This is a genomic window from Streptomyces sp. JLYT201, from assembly GCF_059448825.1.
In genome coordinates this window covers 9,650,433-9,670,467 of the sequence record NZ_CM182551.1, presented here as the reverse complement: position 1 = coordinate 9,670,467, position 20,035 = coordinate 9,650,433, and the positions used below count along the sequence as shown (strand labels likewise).

At 72.4% G+C, this 20,035-nt stretch carries 19 protein-coding genes; 9 read left to right on the top strand and 10 right to left on the bottom strand.

What is annotated here, in order from left to right:
- Positions 1 to 510: 510 nt before the first annotated feature.
- From AC5WAM_RS40695 to AC5WAM_RS40680, 4 genes are all read right to left on the bottom strand, one after another.
- A complete protein-coding gene (locus AC5WAM_RS40695; protein ID WP_495520787.1) occupies positions 511 to 1,431 on the bottom strand; it encodes a DUF4184 family protein in 921 nt (306 codons plus the stop codon).
- A gap of 258 nt (positions 1,432 to 1,689) precedes the next feature.
- Positions 1,690 to 2,565, bottom strand: a complete 876-nt coding sequence (locus AC5WAM_RS40690; protein WP_495520786.1) for a hypothetical protein — start codon at positions 2,563 to 2,565, stop codon at positions 1,690 to 1,692.
- Positions 2,562 to 2,900 (bottom strand): PadR family transcriptional regulator, encoded by a 339-nt coding sequence (locus AC5WAM_RS40685; RefSeq protein ID WP_495520785.1) that lies wholly within the window; start codon positions 2,898 to 2,900, stop codon positions 2,562 to 2,564. Before AC5WAM_RS40685 ends, AC5WAM_RS40690 begins: the two co-directional genes overlap by 4 nt.
- 117 nt (positions 2,901 to 3,017) lie before the next feature.
- Positions 3,018 to 3,179: a hypothetical protein gene (locus tag AC5WAM_RS40680; RefSeq protein ID WP_366791811.1), complete on the bottom strand. Its 162-nt coding sequence runs from the start codon at positions 3,177 to 3,179 to the stop codon at positions 3,018 to 3,020.
- A 109-nt stretch (positions 3,180 to 3,288) separates the two neighbouring features.
- On the opposite strand from AC5WAM_RS40680, the gene AC5WAM_RS40675 reads away from it, so the two are divergent.
- A complete protein-coding gene (locus tag AC5WAM_RS40675) occupies positions 3,289 to 3,555 on the top strand; it encodes a hypothetical protein (RefSeq protein ID WP_495520784.1) in 267 nt (88 codons plus the stop codon).
- A 253-nt stretch (positions 3,556 to 3,808) separates the two neighbouring features.
- Positions 3,809 to 4,210, top strand: a complete 402-nt coding sequence (locus tag AC5WAM_RS40670; RefSeq protein WP_495520783.1) for a hypothetical protein — start codon at positions 3,809 to 3,811, stop codon at positions 4,208 to 4,210.
- Between the two features lie 25 nt (positions 4,211 to 4,235).
- Here AC5WAM_RS40670 and AC5WAM_RS40665 read toward each other — a convergent pair whose 3' ends face one another.
- Positions 4,236 to 7,163, bottom strand: coding sequence for an AfsR/SARP family transcriptional regulator (locus AC5WAM_RS40665; protein WP_495520782.1), 2,928 nt, complete (start codon positions 7,161 to 7,163; stop codon positions 4,236 to 4,238).
- 184 nt (positions 7,164 to 7,347) lie between these two features.
- Here AC5WAM_RS40665 and AC5WAM_RS40660 point away from each other — a divergent pair, with 184 nt between their 5' ends.
- Positions 7,348 to 7,776 (top strand): cupin domain-containing protein, encoded by a 429-nt coding sequence (locus AC5WAM_RS40660; protein WP_495520781.1) that lies wholly within the window; start codon positions 7,348 to 7,350, stop codon positions 7,774 to 7,776.
- Between the two features lie 107 nt (positions 7,777 to 7,883).
- Here the strand turns inward: AC5WAM_RS40660 and AC5WAM_RS40655 are convergent, their stop codons facing one another.
- Together AC5WAM_RS40655 and AC5WAM_RS40650 are read right to left on the bottom strand one after the other, a co-directional pair.
- Positions 7,884 to 9,101, bottom strand: a complete 1,218-nt coding sequence (locus AC5WAM_RS40655; RefSeq protein ID WP_495520780.1) for a serine hydrolase domain-containing protein — start codon at positions 9,099 to 9,101, stop codon at positions 7,884 to 7,886.
- 223 nt (positions 9,102 to 9,324) lie between these two features.
- Complete coding sequence (locus tag AC5WAM_RS40650; RefSeq protein WP_495520779.1) at positions 9,325 to 10,536, bottom strand: MFS transporter; 1,212 nt, start codon at positions 10,534 to 10,536, stop codon at positions 9,325 to 9,327.
- Positions 10,537 to 11,182: 646 nt separating this feature from the next.
- Between AC5WAM_RS40650 and AC5WAM_RS40645 the strand changes: the two genes are divergently transcribed.
- From AC5WAM_RS40645 to asnB, 6 genes are all read left to right on the top strand, one after another.
- Positions 11,183 to 11,923 carry a TauD/TfdA family dioxygenase gene (locus tag AC5WAM_RS40645; protein WP_366791820.1) on the top strand — a complete coding sequence of 247 codons (741 nt, stop codon included), beginning with the start codon at positions 11,183 to 11,185 and terminating at the stop codon, positions 11,921 to 11,923.
- Between the two features lie 112 nt (positions 11,924 to 12,035).
- Entirely contained in the window at positions 12,036 to 12,473 is a 438-nt protein-coding gene (gene panD, locus AC5WAM_RS40640) for an aspartate 1-decarboxylase (protein ID WP_495520778.1), read from the top strand.
- Positions 12,470 to 13,852, top strand: a complete 1,383-nt coding sequence (locus AC5WAM_RS40635) for a DUF6002 family protein (protein WP_495520777.1) — start codon at positions 12,470 to 12,472, stop codon at positions 13,850 to 13,852. The genes panD and AC5WAM_RS40635 overlap by 4 nt, the downstream gene beginning before the upstream one ends.
- A gap of 9 nt (positions 13,853 to 13,861) precedes the next feature.
- Positions 13,862 to 15,112, top strand: a complete 1,251-nt coding sequence (locus AC5WAM_RS40630) for a GNAT family N-acetyltransferase (RefSeq protein ID WP_495520776.1) — start codon at positions 13,862 to 13,864, stop codon at positions 15,110 to 15,112.
- Positions 15,109 to 16,209 (top strand): hypothetical protein, encoded by a 1,101-nt coding sequence (locus tag AC5WAM_RS40625; RefSeq protein WP_495520775.1) that lies wholly within the window; start codon positions 15,109 to 15,111, stop codon positions 16,207 to 16,209. The genes AC5WAM_RS40630 and AC5WAM_RS40625 overlap by 4 nt, the downstream gene beginning before the upstream one ends.
- 83 nt (positions 16,210 to 16,292) lie before the next feature.
- On the top strand, positions 16,293 to 18,122 hold the full coding sequence (gene asnB / locus AC5WAM_RS40620; protein ID WP_495520774.1) for an asparagine synthase (glutamine-hydrolyzing): 1,830 nt from the start codon (positions 16,293 to 16,295) through the stop codon (positions 18,120 to 18,122).
- Positions 18,123 to 18,152: 30 nt separating this feature from the next.
- Here the strand turns inward: asnB and AC5WAM_RS40615 are convergent, their stop codons facing one another.
- From AC5WAM_RS40615 to AC5WAM_RS40605, 3 genes are all read right to left on the bottom strand, one after another.
- A complete protein-coding gene (locus AC5WAM_RS40615) occupies positions 18,153 to 18,650 on the bottom strand; it encodes a nucleoside deaminase (RefSeq protein ID WP_495520773.1) in 498 nt (165 codons plus the stop codon).
- Positions 18,651 to 18,766: 116 nt separating this feature from the next.
- Complete coding sequence (cynS, locus tag AC5WAM_RS40610; RefSeq protein WP_366791827.1) at positions 18,767 to 19,237, bottom strand: cyanase; 471 nt, start codon at positions 19,235 to 19,237, stop codon at positions 18,767 to 18,769.
- Positions 19,238 to 19,344: 107 nt separating this feature from the next.
- Positions 19,345 to 19,944, bottom strand: a complete 600-nt coding sequence (locus AC5WAM_RS40605) for a carbonic anhydrase (protein WP_366791828.1) — start codon at positions 19,942 to 19,944, stop codon at positions 19,345 to 19,347.
- Between the last annotated feature and the right edge of the window lie 91 nt (positions 19,945 to 20,035).

Genomic DNA, 20,035 nt, shown 5'->3' with positions numbered 1-20,035 from the left:
AATGTGATGTTCCAGGGGTGGCGACCTGCAACCGGGCGTTCTTGGACAACTCCTTCATCCGTGTCCATCTCCCCTGTTCAGCAGGGGTGCCGGGAAGGCGCGGCCGACAAGTCCGGACGTGAACCTGACCCGAAGGAGGAGAAGCTAGCCCGCTCGCCGCACGAACCCGACGGCGCGGCCGTGCGCCGAGGCGGCATAGGCGCCTGGCATACGGTCGCGCCTGCCGCACAAACGGGCGTCCGTCGAAGACGAGTTCCGTGGCCGACGCGGCTGCCTTCGCGCACTTGGCCAGAAGTCCGCCTGAGCCGGGAACCCAGACCCGGGGGGCCACAGGTGGGATTCTCAGCGAGCAGCACGGACCGGCGCGCCCGGACGCGCCGCCAGCGACGCGAGAGGGCCACTCGGGCTGCCAGCGGTGAGCGAGGAGCGGACGGGGCGCGTACGCGGCTGAGCGCCGACCCCCGAAGTCCTGCCCGGCCCCCGCCCCCGGCGGCTGGCCGGAGCCGCGCGTCACGATGTCCGTTGACCGGCCCGGTCGCGGTATCGCCGGGCGTGCCAGGCGGCGCCGTACAGCAGCAGGGCGACGGCGAAGGAGGCGCCCGCCGTCTTGGCCGCGGGTGTCAGCACCTCCTCGGCGAGTGTGCCCCACGGGGTCTTGACCGTCCTGCTGGGATAGGAGGTCTCGGTCGCGCCGCCGCCGAGGTCGCGGGTGATCGGGCGGCTGTAGTCGTAGACGGTCTGGTAGCGGTGGGCGCCGAAGTCGTCGCGGGCCTGCGCGACGCCGCCCAGCAGGGTGGCGGTGACCAGCGCGGCCAGCACGCTCCAACGCAGGGCGGGACTCAGGCGGTTGGTGCCGTCGGCCCCGGTCGCGGTGCGCGCCCGGCTGCGGTGGCGCCAGAGGTGCGCGCCGATGGCCACCAGGCCGACGCCGGTGCTCACGTACTGGAGCAGCCGGGCGAGCGGCAGGCCTCCCAGGACGGGCTCGCGCAGCAGCGCCACACGCGTCACCCAGAACCCGTCGCCGTGGGTGAAGGAGTCCCACACCAGGTGGGAGGCGATGCCGATGAGGGCCGACAGCAGGAGCCACAGCACGTGGCGCGACGTGCCCCGCGCACCGTCGGTCCGTTCAGGGTCGGGCAGGGCGCGGCCGGCGGGGAGCAGGGCCGTGACCGGTCGGCGCAGCAGCCGGTAGGCGGCGACCAGGCAGAGGGTGAAGAGCAGGTCGACGCCCAGCCCCCAGCCGGGCGAGTGCGTGGTCGTGGCGTTGACGAGGGGCTCGTGCCAGTCCGTGGAGCTGGTCGCGGTCAGACCGAGGGCGCCCAGGAGGTAGGGGACGTCGGGCGCCATGGCGCCCGCGACCAGAGCCGACGCGACGAACGGTCGGCGCAGCAGCGGAAGGACGGCGGCAGGGTGGGACAAGGTGAACGGCAAGGTGAGCTCTCTTCGCTCTGCGGGAGGGGCACCGTCCCGTCCGCGTGGCGCTGTGGGGCTGTCGCGGAGCGAGGGCGCGCGGCCGTCACGGCCAGACGGTCCGTCGGTGGTACTCCTGTAGTACGCAGAGAAGAGTATTCACTTCAACGGACTATGGCAAAGGAGCGCCCTGACGCCGCTCGTCGGCGGCAGCCGGTGGCACACATGGAGCCGCCCTCCCGTCCGTCGACGAGAGGGCGGCCCGGAGGGAAGAGCCAGTCAGTGCCTGCGGCGTACCGCTAGCGCACACGTGCCGAGGGCGGCCGCGAGCGGCAGCACGAGGAACACGCCGATCAGGGGCAGGAGGTCTGGCCCGGCACCGGCGAGGGCGGCGACGGTCAGCGGTGCCGACGCCACGGCCATCGCGCCGATCTCCCGCGCTCCCGAGGACCGCCGCCGCAGCGCGAGCGCGGCCCCCGCGACGGCCAGGACCAGCATCGGCCAGACGCCGTAGTCCGTGGTCACGCCGAAGGCCCCGGTGTCCGCGACGACGACCGGGAACCATCCGATGCCCGCCACCGCCGCGGCCGCTGCCGACAGCCCCTCGCCGGGCCGCCGGTCCACAGGGCAGGCGAGCACCACGGCAACCGTCAGCAGAGCCACCGCGGACGTCATCCACCCCCCTTGGACCAGCGGCGCGTCGATGGCCCCCTGCACCGCCGTTCCCAGCAGGCCGGCCACGGCTGCCGTCACCCCGAGCACCCAGCGCCCGGCCAGGGCGACGATCGCGCCCACGCACACCGCCAGCGAGCAGATCAGGTGCAGTGCTTCAGCGAAGTCCATGTGGGTGAGCTGCAGCCACGCCGGGGCCGGGGAGATGACGAGCCCGGCGTACCAGCGGGTGAGGACCAGACCGTTGCCCACCGCGGCGGCCGCCAGCGCGAACGGGGCGGCCACGGCGAAGAAGCGCCCGCCGCTCGACGCCGAGTCGAGCCGAAGGCGGACCCGCAGGGCGTGGGCGGCCAGGTCGGCATCCGCACGCAGCCGGGCCGCGCGCGGCAGGTCCGCGGTCATCTCCTGGTGGACATCGACGATCTCCTCCCCGTACGCGAACCGGTAGTCGGCCGGATACAGGCGGAGCACGCGGTCGATCACGCGGGCACCGCCCCGCCGCCGGCCGCCAGCCGCCGCTTGACCTCCTGGGCGGTCGCGGCCAGCCGCTCCGCCTCGGCCGCCAGCCTCTGCCTGCCGCCGTCCGTGAGGGCGAAAGTGCGGCGGGCCCGGCCGCCCACCACCTCTTCGCTGTCCACCTTGATCAGCCCCTCGTTCAGCAGCCTGTCCAGGGCTCCGTAGAGCGCCCCGGTGCGCGGCACCACCCGGCCTTCGGTGATGGCCTTGACCTCCTGGGCGATGGCGTACCCGTGCCGGGGCGCGTTCGCCAGCGCGGTCAACAGCAGCAGTGCCAGTTCCTGCATCCCTCGCTCACTCATGGCACCAGAGTATTCCGTCCTGCGGACCATGCTGGTGGTCTGCCTGCCAGCCGGGAGCCGAGGGTGGCCTGTCGGCGGGCGGCTGCCGGTCGTGGTGGGGTCGCGGCGAGCCACGAGTCAAGAAGGTGGTCGCGGGCGCAGTGGTCGGGGCGGAGGAGGAGGAGCACCGGTGACCTTGCTGACGAGGTCGGCGGCGACCTCGCGCAGCTTCTTGTTCCGGTTCTGGGAGGCGCGGGTGAGCATCTGGAGGGACTGGCGCACCCTCAAGAGCCGCGTCATGTCTCACAGTCAGGCTGCACGTATCACCCTTTAGGCCAATCGGGTAAGGCGGAGCGGTCTGCGCCGATGTGCGCCCGCCCGCTGCGGAAGGATGCGTTCCATGCGAACCATGAAGCGCGTTCTCCTCGCGGCTGCGGCCGCGTCGCTGCTGGTGGCGAGCCACGGCGCACCTGCCGTGGCCTCGGCGCCCGCACCCACGCCCGTACGGTCCACGTCGGCAGCCGGGCCAGGCTGGCACCACGTGGCGGACTTCCCTCCGGCCGAGGAGTACCGCTGTCATGAGCGCGGCCGGTGGTACATGGAGAACGGCGTGCGCGCCTACGAGTGTCGGCCCGCCGGAGTCTGGGAGTTGTGGGTTCTCACCGAGCCCTCCTGACCAGGGACGGGGCCGGATCGTTGCCCTCAAGGCGGTGCCGCCCGGCACTCGAGGGCTGTCTCCACACCCGGTCGGGGCCTGCCGTTCCCCGGGGAGGGTTCGACTCCACGGACCCGGGCCCGGTGGGCTCCGGAGCTGGCCGCCGGTCGTTTCAGCGGCCGGTCACTCCTCGGTCAGTGGTGGTCCAGTCGACGCTGTCATCGTCGTCGCACGCGGTCCGATCCGCGTCCACGATGGCGAAGGAGTGTCGCTCATGGTGAAACAGATGCACATGGTGTTGAGGGCGGGCCTGGTGTTCCTGGCCGCCATGGTCGTCGGCATCGCGACGATGGCTTCAGCACAGGCGACGCCCTCACCGGGGAAGGGCGACGTCTGGCAGGCGCAGCGAACCAGTGCCAAGGCCGCACTCGCGGCGTCCACATCGGTCCCGACACCGGCCGGTGCACTGGCCCGCTACTACTGCTACCCGCCGACCCGCTACTACAACGCGGCGACGTGGAACTGCACGGTGCGCAGCGGTGCCATCGTGTTCTGGATCGAGTGCTCGATCGGCGGCACGTACACCAGCGCCCCGCACGGACCGGGTAACTACTTCGTGCGGGCCCAGTGCCCCCAGGGCCGTCGGCTGAGTGAAGGCGTCCGAGCGGTGAGCTGAGCCGCTCCCCGACCAGTGCGCCACGTCAGTGCGGAGTCGAACCGGGTTCCCCAGCGAGCCCGGCTCGACCGCTGTCGCGCACCGGGCGAGGAGGCTGTTGCCGCCGCAGCCGGGTGCGTACCGCTTCCGCGCCGTCGTGGCCAAGGTCGTCGAGGATGGCGAGTGCACGGTGCCAGGCGTCGCGGGCATTGGGGAGGGCGCCCAGGGCCTGGTGGCTGTCGCCGAGCCGGGTCAGGGTCTCTGCCTCGTAGTAGCGGTCCCCGTCCCGGTGCAGCTCCAGGGCTCGGTCGTAGTGGTCCAGCGCCCGCCGGTGCTGTCCGAGGCAGGCGTAGGCGAAGCCGAGGCTGTCCAGGGCGTTGGCCGTGCAGTAGCGATCGCCGAGCTGTTGGGCCAGGTCGAGCGAGCGCCCGCAGTAGACCAGGGCCTGTTGTTGGTCGCCCAGGTCCGCGTACGCGCAGCCGATCATGTTGAGGGCCCTGGCCTGCCCGTCGCGGTGGTCCGCGGCCTGCAGCATCTCGAAGGCCAGCAGGGCGTGGTTCAGGCATTCCTGGTAGCGGTGCAGGCGGCAGAAGAGCAGCGTCAGGTGGCGGTGCGTATGAGCCTGGCCGACGAGGTCCCCGACGTCGTGGAACAGGGCGAGTGCCGCCTCCAGGTGGCGGCGCGAGTCCGCGTTCCGGCCCAGTCGAGCGCAGCACCGGCCGAGGATCCGGTGGGTGTGGGCCAGTCCTACCGGGTCGTTGAGGCGGCGTGCCGCCTCCAACACGCTCGTCTGCATCCTGAACTGCTGCTGCCAGTGCCCTCGCAGGTCGAGGAAGTCTGTCAGGCACCAGGCCAGCCGCCAGGCATGGGCGTCGCAGCCGGTGTCGGCGGCCAGCCGAACGGCGGCCAGAAGCACTTGTTGTTCGGTGGCGACCCAGGCCACCGCGTGGTCCTGGTCGGTCAGGCGCTCCGGGGTGCTCCCGGACTCGATCTGCTCCCGGGGCAGCGTCACCGAGTCGCGATGCGGATCCGTCAGCTGCGCGGCCTGGTACGCCGTGTGCAGGTAGTGGTCGAGAATCCGCCGCGTCGCGGCGCCGCGCTCCGCCGGGTGCTCGTGGGCCTCGGCGAGCTCGACGGCGTAGGCACGGAGCAGGTCGTGACAGGCGAACCGGCCGGGCAGGTGCTCGGTGAGCAGGTTCACCCGGGCCAGGCCGGCGAGCAGGCGGCGTGCCTGGGACTCCGGAACGGCCGCCAGGCTCGCTGCCGCGGGCAGCGTGATGTCCGGCCCGGGGTGCAGGCCCAGCAGTCGGAAGAGTCGGGCCGCCGCGCTGTCGAGGGTGCGGTGCGAGCAGGAGAACACCGCCCGTACGTCGGTGGCCTGGTCGTCGCCGGTGAAGAGGTCAAGGGCGGTGCGGGCGGTGGTCAGTTCGTCGGCGAGCGCGCCGAGTGAGAAGCCACGGTGGGTGGCCGCCCGGGCGGCGACGACGGCGAGGGCCAGCGGCAGCCCCGCGCAGCGGGTGATGAGCTCGTCGGTCGCCCGCGGTTCCGCCGCCACCCGGCGCGGGCCGATCCGGCTGGCCAGCAGCTTCCTGGCCTCGGCGGCGGGCAGCACGTCGAGGACGGTCGGAGCCGCACCCTCGGCTGCGACCAGGCCCGGCAGCTGGTTGCGGCTGGTCACCAGCACCAGGCAGCCGGGCGTACCGGGCAACAGGGGACGGACCTGCTCGGCGCGTGCGGCGTTGTCCAACACCACCAGCACGCGACGGCCGGACAGCAGGCTGCGGTACAGCGCGCTCTGCGCCTCGACACTGACCGGCACGCGCTGCGGCGGCACCGCGAACGCGTCCAGGAACCCCCGCACCGCTTCCGCCGACGTCACCGCGGGCCCGCCCGGGGCGAATCCCCTGAGGTCGACGAACAACTGCCCGTCCGGGAACCGATCGGCCAGGCGGTGGGCCCAGTGCACCGCGAGGGCGGTCTTCCCCACGCCCGCGGCACCGGTGATCATCACGATCGTCACCGTGCCGGCGCGTGGCGCCAGGTCGTCGAGCAGGCCGTCGAGTTGCCCCAGCTCGTTGCTGCGCCCCACGAAGACGGGCAGGTCCGGGGGGAGCTGGGCGGGGACTTCGGGCACGGAGGGAGTCCGCGCCCGGGCCCCGGCAGCCTCCCGCTCGAACCCTTCGACCGGCGCGGAGCGGCGAAGAGCCACCGTCCCCTCGTCATCGTCCCGCCGACTCAGGAGTGCACCGTGTGCCGCGGCCAGTTCGGGCCCGGGATCGACGCCGAGTTCGGCAGCGAGCCGACGACGGACGGTTTCGTAGACGGCGAACGCCTTCCGGCGGTGCCCGGCGAGTTGGTACGCCCGGATCAGCCGCGCCTGCGTGGCCTCGTCGAAGGGGTGGCAGCACGCCTCCTCCTCCAGGAGCGGCAGCGCTTCGGCCGTGGCGCCCGCGGCCAGCGACGCGTCCACGTAGCGAGCCAGCACGGTCCGGCGCTCGCCGAGCAGGCGGACCACCTTCGGGTGGTCGGCGAGGACCGGCACGTCGGCCAGGGGTGCGCCCTGCCAGAACCGCAGGGCGTCCCCGAGCAGCCTGACCAACCGGGGGTGTTCGCCGTCACGCGCCGCCTCGTCGGCCACGGCGACCAGGCCGCGGAACCGCGCCAGGTCCACGCTGCCGTCCGCGAGCTGGAGCGCGTACCCGTCGCCGACCGCGGGAATGATCACGCTCGGGGTGCGCCGCACGCGGTCCGGCTCCAGGAGCCGACGCAGGTGTTTGACGTAGCCCTGGATGACGTTCCCCGCGGTCGCCGGGGGGTTGTCCCGCCACAGCGCGTCCACCAGGTCGGCCCGCGACCAGGGCTGTCTGACCGTCAGGGCCAGCAGCCCCAGGAACCCGCGCTGCCTCGCGCGCCCGAGGTCGATCTCGGTACCGTCCCGCCACGCGCGGACACGCCCCAAGATCTGCACGTGCATCCGCCCCACCCCCACCCGAGCGGCTCCCGCCGCAGAGGTCCAGATGCGCACGGACATAAACAAAGCAGGCGTTTCGAATCCACGTCCAGCTGCCATCCAGCCATCCCGCGGCACTTGCGGTCGGTTGCGGCAGTGGCGATAGCCCCTGTGGAGTCCGATGGGGTCGCTGCTACGGTCCCAAGCCATGACCGACAACGTGTATGTGGGCAACGCGGGCAAGGACGCGGCACTGGACCGGGGGTGGCTGCTGGGGCACTTCAGGGACGCCGCCGATCCTCGGCACAGCGAGGCCGTGGAGATCAAATGGGGCGTCCATCCGCAGGGCGACGAGCGGGCTCAGTGGGTGACCGGTGAAGAGCGCACCGCGCTGCTGGTCCTCATCAGTGGCCGCTTCCGGGTGGAACTGCCCGGTCGCAGCGTCCTCCTGGCCCGACAGGGGGACTACGTCGTGTGGGGCCGGGGCGTCGACCACTCCTGGTTCGCGGAGGAGGAGTCCGTGGTGCTGACGGTCCGCTGGCCCTCCGTCCCCGGCTACAAGGTGATCGAAGGGGACGATGCTGCTGCTGATCACAGCCAGTCGCTCAGTGCTGCGACCAGCACCGCGGCCTCGTAAGGGCCAGTGACCAGCACCTTTCGCAGCAGGCCTCTAGGGCGCACCACGCAAGGCCGCGAACTGCACCTCCTCTCTTGCCACAACTCGCGCCGCTGTTCGGTGCCTCGTCAGCCACCGTGTGCCGGTGCGGAGGACGAGCAGAACACGGTCTCCAAGGCCTTGCTCACATCGAGCTCCACGGCGCTGGGTTTGGCACTCAGGGTGAAGGACAGCGCGAACTGGCGACGGCCGTCCTCCGAGTAGAAGGTCATGGCGATGGAGCCGGGCGCCAGCCCGCCCGTGATGAAGAAGTCGTCACCGCAACCGCCGCGGTCTTCGCCCCGGGCGCGCGGGGCGGCGGGCAGCCGGTCGGTCAGGATTCGCTGGAGTTCCGGCGGCAGCAACTTCCCCTGGGTGAAGGCCCGGTTGAAGGCGCTGACGTCGTGCGCGGTGGAGACCACCCCTCCGGCCCCCGCGCCGGTGAGGCTCGCGTTGAACCGGTCCACGTCGCGCAGCCTGCCGTCGGCGTCGGGGTAGTAGCCGTGGCCGTGCGGTCCCTTGACGCCCTCCGGCGGCCTGACCCTGAGGTAGGTCTTGGTCATCTCGAGCGGGCCGAACAGGCGCGAACGCAGCTCGGCGGCCAGGTCGTGGCCGGTCAACCTCTCGATGATCAGGCCGAGGAGGGTGTAGTTGGTGTTGGAGTAGGCCCACTTCTCGCCCGGCTCGCCGGTCCGGGGCCGGTCGCGGCTCCACTTCACCAGATCCAGGGGCCGGTAGGGGGTCGTGAAGTCGAACACGTCGAACGAGGGGTCACCCTCGCTCCCGTCCGGGTTGGGCTCACCGGCGTACCAGTCGGGAATGCCGGAGGTGTGCCGGAGCATCTGCCGTACGGTGATCTCGTCGGCCCGCGTCACCAGGTCCCGCTCCACCACCTCCGGCAGCAGGTCACCGAGCTTGTCGTCCACGCCCAACTCGCCCTCCGCGACCAGTTGCAGCACCACGGTGGCCACCATCTGCTTCGTCTGTGACCAGATCGGGAAGCGGGCGTTCGCGGGGATCCTGCCGCCCTCTCCGTTCAGGAGCCGGGTGCCCGCGCTGCCCAGCCCGACGGATCTCCCGTCGACGTAGGCCCCGCCCACGACCCCCACGACCCCGGGAATCCCGGCCAGCTCCTCCATCGCCTTCTGCACGTTCCCGTCCGGCGCCGGGGCCGCGGTGGCAGGCGCCGGGGCGGACGCGGGCAGCGGGGCGGCGGTGGCAGGCCCGGCCTGGGTCGTCATCAGCATGGCGACACCGGCGGCCAGACCGGCCCTCCTCAGCGGCGGGCGAACGTTCTCACGGGGCACGGGGCGCTCCTTCTCGAGACCACCTTCGAAAGCCGGGGCGCCACGCCCGCGGCACGGACCGCTGTGGTCCGCGCCTCCATGCAAGGGGTGAGGCTGTTGCGGTGGTGTATGCGCTTCTCCATACGCCCGCGATACCCCGGTCCCCAGCGCCGACGGCCGCCCCGTCCATGCCCTCGTGGGCACCGCGGCCCCCGGGCCACGCCCGGACAGCCCGCCGCGGGCCTCACGCCCCCGATCGCTCCCGCACACCCCCCGCCTCCCCCGCCGCCCTCCGCACCGCAGGCCCGCACAGCCGGGCCACCGGAAGGCAACAGAGCAGGAAGACCAGGGCGAGAGCGCCCCAGCCCGCGCCGTCGGCCCCGGTGACCAGCGTGGTGACGAGGGCCGGGCCGACCGCCACGACGGCCCCCTCCGTGGTGGCGGCGACCGCCTGGTACTGGCCCTGGGCCCCGGGAGCCATGAGGGCGAGCGAGAGGCCCCAGCGGGCGGCGACGTAGTACAGCTCGCCGACGACGTGCAGGCACAGCCCGCCCAGGACGAGCAGGCAGGCCACCAGGGGGCTCGTGGGCCAGGTGGCCGCGGCGAAGACGAGACAGCAGCCCGCGAGTGCGAGACCGGCGCGCCGGGAGGAGCGGACCGCGCCCACGAGCCGCTCCCCGCTGCGGGTCACGCGGATCTGGAACAGGGCGATCAGGAGCGAGCTGACGAGCACGGCCAGCGGCGCGATCCACACCGGGGCCGCGGTGTCGTCCCTGAGCCACAGCGGCAGCCCGCTGGAGAGCAGCGCCCAGCACAGGGCCAGCAGGGCGGTGCTGCTCATGACGGCCACGAACGGCAGGTTGCGGAGCGCCGCCGTCCCGGCGGGGCGGCGGGCGGCGGGCGCGGGCGGGACGTGCGGCAGCCGGGCGAGGACGGCCGCCGAGGCGGCGAAGGTCAGGCTGTTGACGACGACCGCCGCGTGGTACGGGCCCGCGGCCGAGCGTGAAAGGACCCACGCGGCGGCGCCCGCCCCGGCCGCGTACGACAGGTGCTGCACCACGCGCGCGCGGGCGAGGACCGGCATGCACGCACCCTCCGGCATCAGCAGGTACACGAAGGCGACCTTGGTGCCCTTGGCGGCCGTCTCCATGGAGGTGAACAGGGCGGCGGCCGCGAGCAGCGGCCAGAAGCTGTGCAGGGCCAGGAAGGCCAGCGAGAAGAGCGCGCGCAGGACGGTGACGGTCAGCAGCACCTCGCGGGCGCCGAGGCGGTCGGTGAGCGTACCGATCGGCAGGGCGACGAGCAGGCCGATGCCGCCGCCGATGCCCATGGCCACTCCCATGGAGGCGGCGGGCACGCCCTGAATCGTCGTCAGATAGACGGCCCACATGCTGAACCACAGGCCGTCCCCGAACGCGGTCACCCCCTCGCTGAGCAGGATGCGGCGGACGGTCACACGGTCACCGCCGGTCTCCCGTGCGGGTTTTTGGATCAACTGCAGCCGCCCCTTCCTCACCCTGTGCGCAGAGCTCCACGCCCTGTGCACAGGGCTCCTCGTCCTGTTCGTATGACTGCTCGCGATGCGGCATGCGACGCCTTGTGATGCGCGTACGGCTCTTCTCCGTGGGTGCACAGCGAGAGAAAGCGCACTCCACGCTCGCACCGCGACGGGCGCCATAAGCCCTGGAAGGAGCCGCGTTTCTACTTCTTACCGACCTCCCTTTCGTGGCGACTGGAGCAGTCGCAAGCAGACGTTGCCACAGCGATGGCCACAAATATCGGAGCGCGAGTACCCAGCACTTCACGAGGCAAACAGCGCTACTTTGCGTTTGTGTTCCGAAGCCCCGGCCAGCGCTAAAGTACCGCCCTGACCAGCACATTTGATGGAACTTCAGATTCCGAAATCACTGCTTGCACATCTTTGCCGAGAATACCTATTCACCTTGACAGGCGCGCGGCAAAGGCCGCTATCGTGGCGACGCAGCACAGAATTGACAGGAGACGATCAGGCTCTCTCCCGGTCTGTCCTGACGCCTGTCAATCCCCCCACCCGTGGCTGCGTGCCATGCAGTGCGCGGCCCCGCATTTTCACCGGAGCAGAAATGGCACACTCTCCGATCAGCATTCTCTCCCAGGTCGATTTCAATGGTGAGCCGCTCACCGAAGAACTGCTCATGAAGACGTTCCACCAGCTGATGGACGAGCACGGCTACGTCCTGATGTGTAACGTCCGCGAGGAGTTCGACCCGGTGCGGTTCTGCCGCCGGCTCGGCCGCTTCGTCCCCAACTACACCGGTGCCGTCGTCGGTGACGTACGCCCCGAACCCGGGATGGACGACGTCTACCACGCGGGCAACACCCGGCCGCTGACCCCGCATTCGGAAGGGTACGACTTCGCCGTCGTCCCGCCGCGCTACATCGCGCTGTGGTGTGTCACCCCGGCCGAGGGTCCGGGCGGCGAGACCACGCTCGCCGACACCAGGCCCTGGGTCGAGAGCCTCACCCCCGCGGAGCGCGAGCGCCTGCGGGCGGACGCCTACGACTGGAAGACCACCGAAGGCGTCCAGCGCCTCGGGCTCGACCTCAAGACCCGCCACCCCCTCCTGGAGGAGACCGATGGCGGACTCATCGTGCGCTTCAGCTGCAACAACCTGATCCGGGACGACGACGATCCGGCCGTCGAGCTGCAACAGCGGTGGCACGCCGCCTTCGACCGCGAGCACGTGGCCGTCGACTACACGGAGCGCGACATGCTCGTGTGGGACAACTGGCGCCTGCTGCACGCGCGCAACGCCTTCACCGACCGCAGTCGTCATCTGCGGCGCATCCAGATCGCCGCCTGAACGCGGTCGTCACCGTCCGGCGGCCCGCGCCGCCGACTCGCGCTCTCCCCCTCCCCGCGGCTTCACCGCGCCCCGCTCTTCGAACCACCGCTCCCCCTGCCAAGGAGATCCCGTGTACCGCACCATGCTGCACAGCAAGATCCATCGAGCCACCGTGACCCAGGCCGATCTCCACTACGTCGGCTCCCTGACGCTGGACCGCGACCTCATCGACGCGGCCGACCTGCTGCCGGGCGAACAGCTGGACGTCGTCGACATCAACAACGGCAACCGCCTCAGCACGTACGTCATCGAAGGCGAGCGCGGCAGCGGAGTCGTCGGCGTCAACGGCGCGGCGGCACGGCTGATATCGCCGGGCGACCTGGTCATCCTCATCGCCTACAAGACCGTGCCGGAGGACGAGGCACGGCGGTTACGGCCGCACATCGTGTTCGTCGACGAGGACAACCGGCCGCTGGACGTCGGCGCCGACCCCGCCCACGTGCCCACCGCCCCGGCCGCCGCCCCGCTGCTGCGAGGCGACACGCTCACGCGGGGAGCCGTCCGATGACGACCGCCTACTCCCGGCCGACCGCCGGCGCGGCCACGCCCTCGGCCACCGGCGCGGGCACCGACCTCTGCCGCGTCCTCGTCCGGTACTACGACGAACTCGCCGCCACCCTCGACCACACCCGGCGGTCCAGCCGCACGGACGCCTTCAGCCCCGGCTGGGACCTGCCGCCCCTGAGCCCCGCCCTGGAGGCCTTCCTCGCCCCGGCCGCGATCAGCGCCCCGGAGCTGGGTACCTACGGCGACGCCCGCCTGACCCTGCTGAACCTGATGCACAACCCGGACACCCGGACCACCAAGACCCTCGCCTCCCTCATGATCGTGGCTCGTGCGGTCGCCCACATCCAGCGCACCGGCGAAGCCGTCATGATCATCACGCCGTCGAGCGCGAACAAGGCCACCGCACTGCGCGACGCGGTGCGACGGGCCCACGAGACCGCCCTGGCCGGCCCCGAGCAGCTGCGCATCGTGTGCGTGCTCCCCGCCGACTCGTGCCACAAGGTGTGGCGTTCGCCCCTCACCGACGACGAGGTCCTGCGCGCGCGGAACCCGCTCGCCGTGCGCGACAGCGCGGGCGCCGACGAGGTCAAGAAGCTGGCGCGCGCCGTCGCCGACCAGGAAGCCGACGCGGTGTTCGCACGGCACGGCGTACGGCTGTGGCACACCCTCGACCTCGACAACTACATCGTGGCCGACACCGCGAGGGCCCTGTTCGAACGCGACCGGCTGCCGTCGGTCCCGCGCGTCCACGCCCACGCCGTCTCCAGCGCCTTCGGACTGCTGGGCCACTTCTACGGACAGCAGCGGCACACCGGCCGCGCCTGGCCCGACACCGGAGCCCGGTACTTCCTGGTCCAGCACCTGGACACGGCCGACATGGTGGCCAGTTACCACCGCGGCGCCTTCGACTACCGGCCCGCGTGGCAGTACGAGGACGGCGTCTACACCCAGGACACGGACCCGCGCTTCCCCCGGCGGGCCTTCGCGCCCGACGAGCGGCTCGACCCCACCTTCTACACCCGCACCCCCGCGACGTCGACCCGCATGAACGAGATCATCCGGCACCAGGGCGGCGGCGGGATCGTCGTCTCCCTCACGGAGTGCCTGGACCGCTACCCGTATCTGCGGCGTCTGCTCGCCGCCGTGGACGTCGAGCTGCCCGCCGATCCACGGCAGTTGCGCGAGTGGTCCCTGGTGATGGCGCTGACGGGCGTCCTCAACGCGCTCGACCGCGGTCTGCTCGACGGGCCCGAGGTGCTCGTCCACGGCTCCGGTTCGTACCACGCGGGCCACTACCGGCCGTCCGAGAGCCACCACGTGCGTCCGGTCACCGGTTACGAGGACCTGCGCGACCTCGTCCACTCCGCGGCGAGCGGCTGAGGACCCGCCATGACCACGCAGCAGGACACCGCGCGCCCCGCGGTCGCGGCCACGCCGTCCGGTGCCGCCCGGCCCGGCGGCGGGGCCGCCCCGGCGCCCCCGCGTCAGCTCGGCCCCCTGCGGGCCAGGCTCGCCTACTGGTGGAACAACACCCCGTCCCCGGCCGGACGCGCCGCCCGCCGCGTTGCCGACGGTCTGCCCGGCGGCGTACCGGCGCTCGTCTCCCACACCTCGGCCGACGGCGTGACCCTCGCCTACGCCGGCCTCCCCGTCGGCCGCACCAACATCCTGCAACTCCTGGAACAGCAGCGGGCACGGCTCGGATCGCCCACGACGCACCGCACGGCGGCCACCGTCACCCGGCGCGACCTCGCGCCGCGCGCCCCCGGGGACGCCGACCTCCTCGTCGTCGGAGCCGAGGAGCACCGGCTGCGCCGACTGCCCGACCGCGGCACCGTCACCGCGCCGTTCCGTCTGCACCTCGTCGTGGACGTCCCGGACTCCCACGAACAGCTCCAGCAGCTGATCTCCAAGCGGGAACGGTGGCAGTTCCGGCGCGACCAGCGGCAGCGCGGCTGGATCCTCGAGGAGGACCCGTCCCCGCGGGCCCTCGCGGTCTTCTACGAGCATCTGCACACGCCGACCATGCGGCACCGGCACGGCGAGCGCAGCCGCACCGAACGGTTCGAGGTCGTCCGGCACGCCGTGCTCCCGCGCGGCACGCTGTTCTTCCTCAACGAGGCGGGGACGCGGGTGGCCGGGGCGCTGTGCCACTGGTCGAAGGACCGCCGCACGCTCACCACCCGGCTCCTCGGGGTCCTCGACGGGGGCGAGGAGCACTACCGCAGCGGCGCGTTCAAGGCGCTGTACCACCATCTGCTGCGGTGGGCCTGTGAACACGGCGTGCCGCGCGTGGACTTCTTCGGCACCGAGGCGTTCGTCAGCAAGGGGATCTTCCAGTGGAAACGCAGGCTGGGCGCCCGGCCCGAGCTGCCCGCTAACCACTTCGCCACCAAGCGCGTGCGGATCTACCCCCGGCGCGACACGCCCGCCGTCCGCGACTTCCTCGTGGCCAACCCCCTGCTGCGCATCGACCCGCGCGGCGGCCCCCTCACGCCGGTGTACTTCACCGACGACGACCGCCCTCCCCGCTTCGACCTGAGCGCGCGCTGCCCCGGCCTCGCCGCCCCGGAGACGGTCCACCTGGACACCTTCCTGGCGGACCTGCGGCGATCCAGTCCCTCTGGAGGCTCTGCGTGAACCGTCCGCACGATGTCGTCGTCCTCGGCACCGGCGCCTTCGCGGGCGCCCTGGTGCGGGCCCTCGCGCAGCGGGCGAGCGGGCCGACCCAGGTGCACCTCGTGAGCCGGGACCACGACCGGGCCCGGAACCTCGCCGGGCTCGCGCAGGCGCACGCCGTCATCGCCGACCGGCCCGTCCGGTTCCGCTGCCACCGCCTCGACGTCGGCGGCGGCGCCGATCTGCGGCCCCTCCTGGCCCGGCTCCAGCCGCACGTCCTGGTGGTCTGCACCTCCGACGTCTCGCCCGCCGAGACGCGGGGACCCGCCTCCGCCTGGACCGGGCTCGTCCGGGCCGCCGGGTTCGGGGTGACGCTGCCGCTGCAGGCGGCGACGGCGCTGCGGGCCGCGTCCGCGAGCGCCGAGGCGAGCTCCCGTACCGCGGTGGTCAACGCCTGCTTCCCCGACGCCGTCAACCCGCTCCTGTACGCGGCGGGGCTGCCGGTGCGGTGCGGTCTCGGCAACGTCGCCACGCTGGCCGGGCTGATCCGGCGCGACCTGCTCCTCGGCGACGAGTCGCGGCTGAAGGTGCTCGCCCACCACGCCCAGCTGCACAGCCCGCCGACACCCGCCGACGAGGTCCGGGCCTGGCTCGACGACGAGCCCCTGACCACGACGTACGAACTCCTGGAGCGCGGCCGTCGGCACCCGCGCGCGGACCTCAACGAGATCGGCGCGGTCGCGGGCGCCGCCGTCGTCGACGCGCTCGCGCACCCGCGCGCGCCCCGCGCGGCACACGTCCCGGCTCCGGGTGGACTCCCCGGCGGCTATCCGGTCCTCCTCACCGGCCACAGCATCGCGCTGCGGCTGCCGCCGGGTCTCTCCGAACGCCAGGCGGTCGCCCGCAACGAGCAGTGGTCCGGCCTCGACGGCGTCACCGTGAACCGGCGCGGCGAGGCCCGCTTCACCCCCACGGCGCTGCGAGCGCTGCGCGAGCACTGGCCCGACGCGCCCGCGGCCTTCGCCGCGCGGGACGTCGAGGAGCTGCGCTCGCACCAGCTCGCGCTCCGCGACCAGCTGCGCGGGCTGCCGCAGGCGCCCGTGGCGATCCCCCTCTGACACCGGCCGGGGCCCTCCCCGTACCGGGGACGCCCGCCCGACACCCAGCGTCCGCCGCACCGGCGGGCGCGGAAAGGACGCCCATGTGCGGCATCGTCGGCTGGACCGACTTCACCCGCGACCTCGGCCGGGAGCAGGCCACCCTCCAGCGCATGACGGACACCATGGCCCTGCGGGGCCCGGACGACAGCGGCACCTGGCTCGGCCCGCACACGGCCCTCGGCCACCGGCGCCTGTCCATCATCGACCTGGAGGGCGGCACCCAGCCGGCCGTCGCCGCTGCGGGCGCGCACCGGGAGCCCGTGGTCCTCGTCTACAGCGGCGAGGTCTACAACTTCCGCGAGCTGCGCACCGAGCTCATGCAGCGCGGTCACCTCTTCGCCACGCGCTCGGACACCGAGGTCGTGCTGCACGCGTACCTCGAATGGGGCGCGTCCTGCGTGGACCGGTTCAACGGCATGTTCGCGTTCGCCGTCTGGGACGCCTCGCGCGAGGAGCTCGTCCTGGCCCGCGACCGCGTCGGCGTCAAGCCGCTGTACTACTTCGCGTATCCGGGCGGCATCCTCTTCGCCTCCGAGCCCAAGGGCATCTTCACCCACCCCCTCTTCCGGCCCGTCGTCGACGAGGAGAGCCTGCCCATCCTCTTCAACGCCCGCCTCGCGCTGCCCGGTGAGACGCCGCTGCGCGGGCTGCGCGAGCTGCGGCCCGGACACGTGCTGCGTCTCTCCCGGAGCGGCGCACACGAGTATCCGTACTGGCGTCTGGTCAGCCGCGAGCACCGCGACGACCTCGCCACGACCGTCGCCACCGTACGGGAGCTCATGGAGGACATCGTCGAACGGCAGCTCGTCGCCGACGTGCCGCGCTCGGCGATGCTGTCGGGCGGCCTGGACTCCACGATCATGTCCGCCCTGGCCCACCGGCGCCTGAGCGACGCGGGCGAGGGGCCGCTGCACACCTTCGCCGTGGAATTCGCCGGGGACGACACGGACTTCAAGCCGACGGAGCTGCGGCCCGAGCGCGACGCCCCGTACGCCCGGCTCGCCTCCCGCTACCTCGGCACCCGGCACCACAACGTCGTCCTGCGCACCGACGACGTGCTCGCGGCCCTGCCGACCGCCCGGCGCGCCCGTGACCTGCCCTCCCTCGGCCAGTTCGACACGTCGATGCACCTGCTGTTCAAGGCCATCCGCGGCGAGTCGACCGTGGCGCTGTCCGGCGAGGCCGCCGACGAGGTCTTCGGCGGCTACCCCTGGTACCACGACGAACGCCTCGTCCGGCGCGACCGCTTCCCCTGGCTGGGGGACGCGCCGCGCCTGGCCGACGCCTTCGCCCCCGACCTGCACCGCCGCGTCCGTCCCGCCGACGCCGAGCACGACCGCTACCTCACCCTGAAGGCGGAGGTGCCCCGGCTGCCCGGGGAGGAAGGGCTCAACGCGCGCATGCGCGAGGTCATGTACTACAGCCTCAAGGGTCCGCTCGCCTACCTCCTGGACCGCAAGGACCGCATGAGCATGGCGGTCGGCCTGGAGGTGCGGGTGCCGTACTGCGACCACCGGCTGATCGAGTACGTGTGGAACGTTCCCTGGGACATGAAGAACGCCGACGGCCGGTGGAAGAGCCTGCTGCGCCTGGCCTTCGCCGACGTGCTGCCGCAGGAGACCCTGGACCGGCCCAAGAGCGGCTACCCGGGGACCCACGACCCCGCCTACAACGCGGACGTCATGCGCTCCATCGACAAGATCCTCAGCGACCCGTCCTCACCCCTGCACGGCGTCTTCGACCCCCAGCGCATCGACGCCCTCACCCGGACCGGCTCGAAGACGATGACCTGGCTCAACTCCAGCCATCTGGTGCTGCCCATCCTGGAGGTGGACGCGTGGATGCGTACGTACGGGGTCGCTCTCGCCTGAGCAGAGCGCGCTCGCGGGGCGGCGGGCCGGTCAGGCGGTGGGGGCACCGGCCACGCGGCGCTCGCCGCCGTTGCGCTCCTGCCAGAGCCGGTACACCGCGGTGGCGTCCTCGCGCGCGTCGTGGCGCATCGGCAGGCGGCGCTCGGTGTAGTGCTTGGCGAACTCGGCGTAGAAGGTGTCGAGTTCGAAGTACTTGCGGTCGTCCACGTAGTGGGGCTCGTAGGCGTCGCGGGTGGTGAGGAAGACGACCTCGTCCGGTGAGCAGTAGTAGAGCGAGCCCAGGCACATGGGGCAGGGGTGGGCCAGGACGTAGACGGTGGTGCCGGTCAGGTGTTCGGTGCCCAGCTTCGTGCAGGCCTCGCGGATGGCGAGGATCTCGGCGTGGGCGGTGGGATCGCTGGTCTGGGCGACCAGGTTCGGGGACTCGGCGAGGATCTCGCCGTCCTTGACGATGACGGTCGCGAAGGGGCGGCCGCCCTCGGCGACGTTCTGCCGGGCGATGTCGATGGTGCGCTGTGCGAAGTCCATGGAGTTCTCCAGAAGGGTGTGGGTGCTGCCGCGCCCGTTTCCGAGCGGGGTGGACGGAGGGGGCCGGGGCGGGCCGGACGGGGTCGTGGTCCGGCCCGCCCCGGTGTCCCGGGGTCTCAGAAGGGCTTGGTCGGGAGGTACTTGCCGTCCAGGGTGATGACCGCGCGCTCGCCGCCCTCGGGGTCGGCGACCTTCTTCACGTCCAGCTTGAAGTTGATCGCGGAGATGATGCCGTCGCCGAACTCCTCGTGGACCAGGGCCTTGAGGGTGGTGCCGTAGACCTGGAGCATCTCGTAGAAGCGGTAGATCGTCGGGTCGGTCGGGATGGAGCCGGGGATGGAGCCGCGGGTGGGGATGGTCTGCAGCAGCAGCGCCGCGTCGTCGTCCAGGCCGAGCAGTTCGGCGACGGCCTTCGCGGCGGGCTCGGGCAGGGCGTGCTGGCCGAGGACGGCGGCGGTGACGAACGCGACGGACAGGCCCGCGGCCTCGGCGATCTGCTGCCAGGACAGGTCACGGCGGGTCTTGGCCTCGACCGCGGCGATCGCGAGCTGCTGACGGGCGCTGTTGTCGAACTGAGCGTGCACCATGAGAGGGGTTTCCTTTCGTACGGCCCGTCCCCTGATGGTCGCGGGGATCGGGCGGAGGGGCCCCGGGGAGCCGGTCGGGCCGGGCCGGGAGGGGAAGGAGAGGCGGGTCAGGCGGCGAGGGCCGGGCGCGCGTCGGCGGTGAGCTCCTCGACGGTGCCGGTGGGGATGTCGAAGACCCAGCCGTGCAGCCGTACGCTGCCCTCGGCCAGGGCGCGGGCCACCGAAGGGTGGGTGGCGAGGTTCGCCAGCTGGGCGGCGACGTTCTCCCGGATCAGCGCGGCGGTCCCGGGGCCGTCGTCGGTGGCCGCCGTACGGGCCCGGGCGGCATCGGCGTGGCGCAGCCATCCGGCGATGGCCGGGGCGCCGCTGAGGTCGTGTCCTTCGGCGAGGGCCGTCATGGCTCCGCACGCGGAGTGCCCGCAGACGACGATGTCCCGTACGCCGAGGACGGCGACCGCGTACTCGATGCTGGCGGCGACGCCGTCGGCACCGGGGGTGTGGGCGGGGACGAGGTTCCCGGCGGTGCGGATGACGAACAGCTCGCCGGGGTCGGTCTGGGTGATCAGCTCGGGGACGACGCGGGCGTCGGAGCAGCCGATGAACAGCGTGCCGGGCTGGTGGGTGGTGGCCAGGTGGGCGAAGAGCCCGGCCCTGGCGGGGAAGGCCTCCCGCTGGAACCGGTCGATTCCCTGGGCGAGGTGACGCATGGCCCTGACTCCCTTCGTTCGTTCTGTCGGTCGGGCCGACGTCATTCACTGTGCACGACCTGCACCTATAGCGTCCAAGACCTGCTATCAC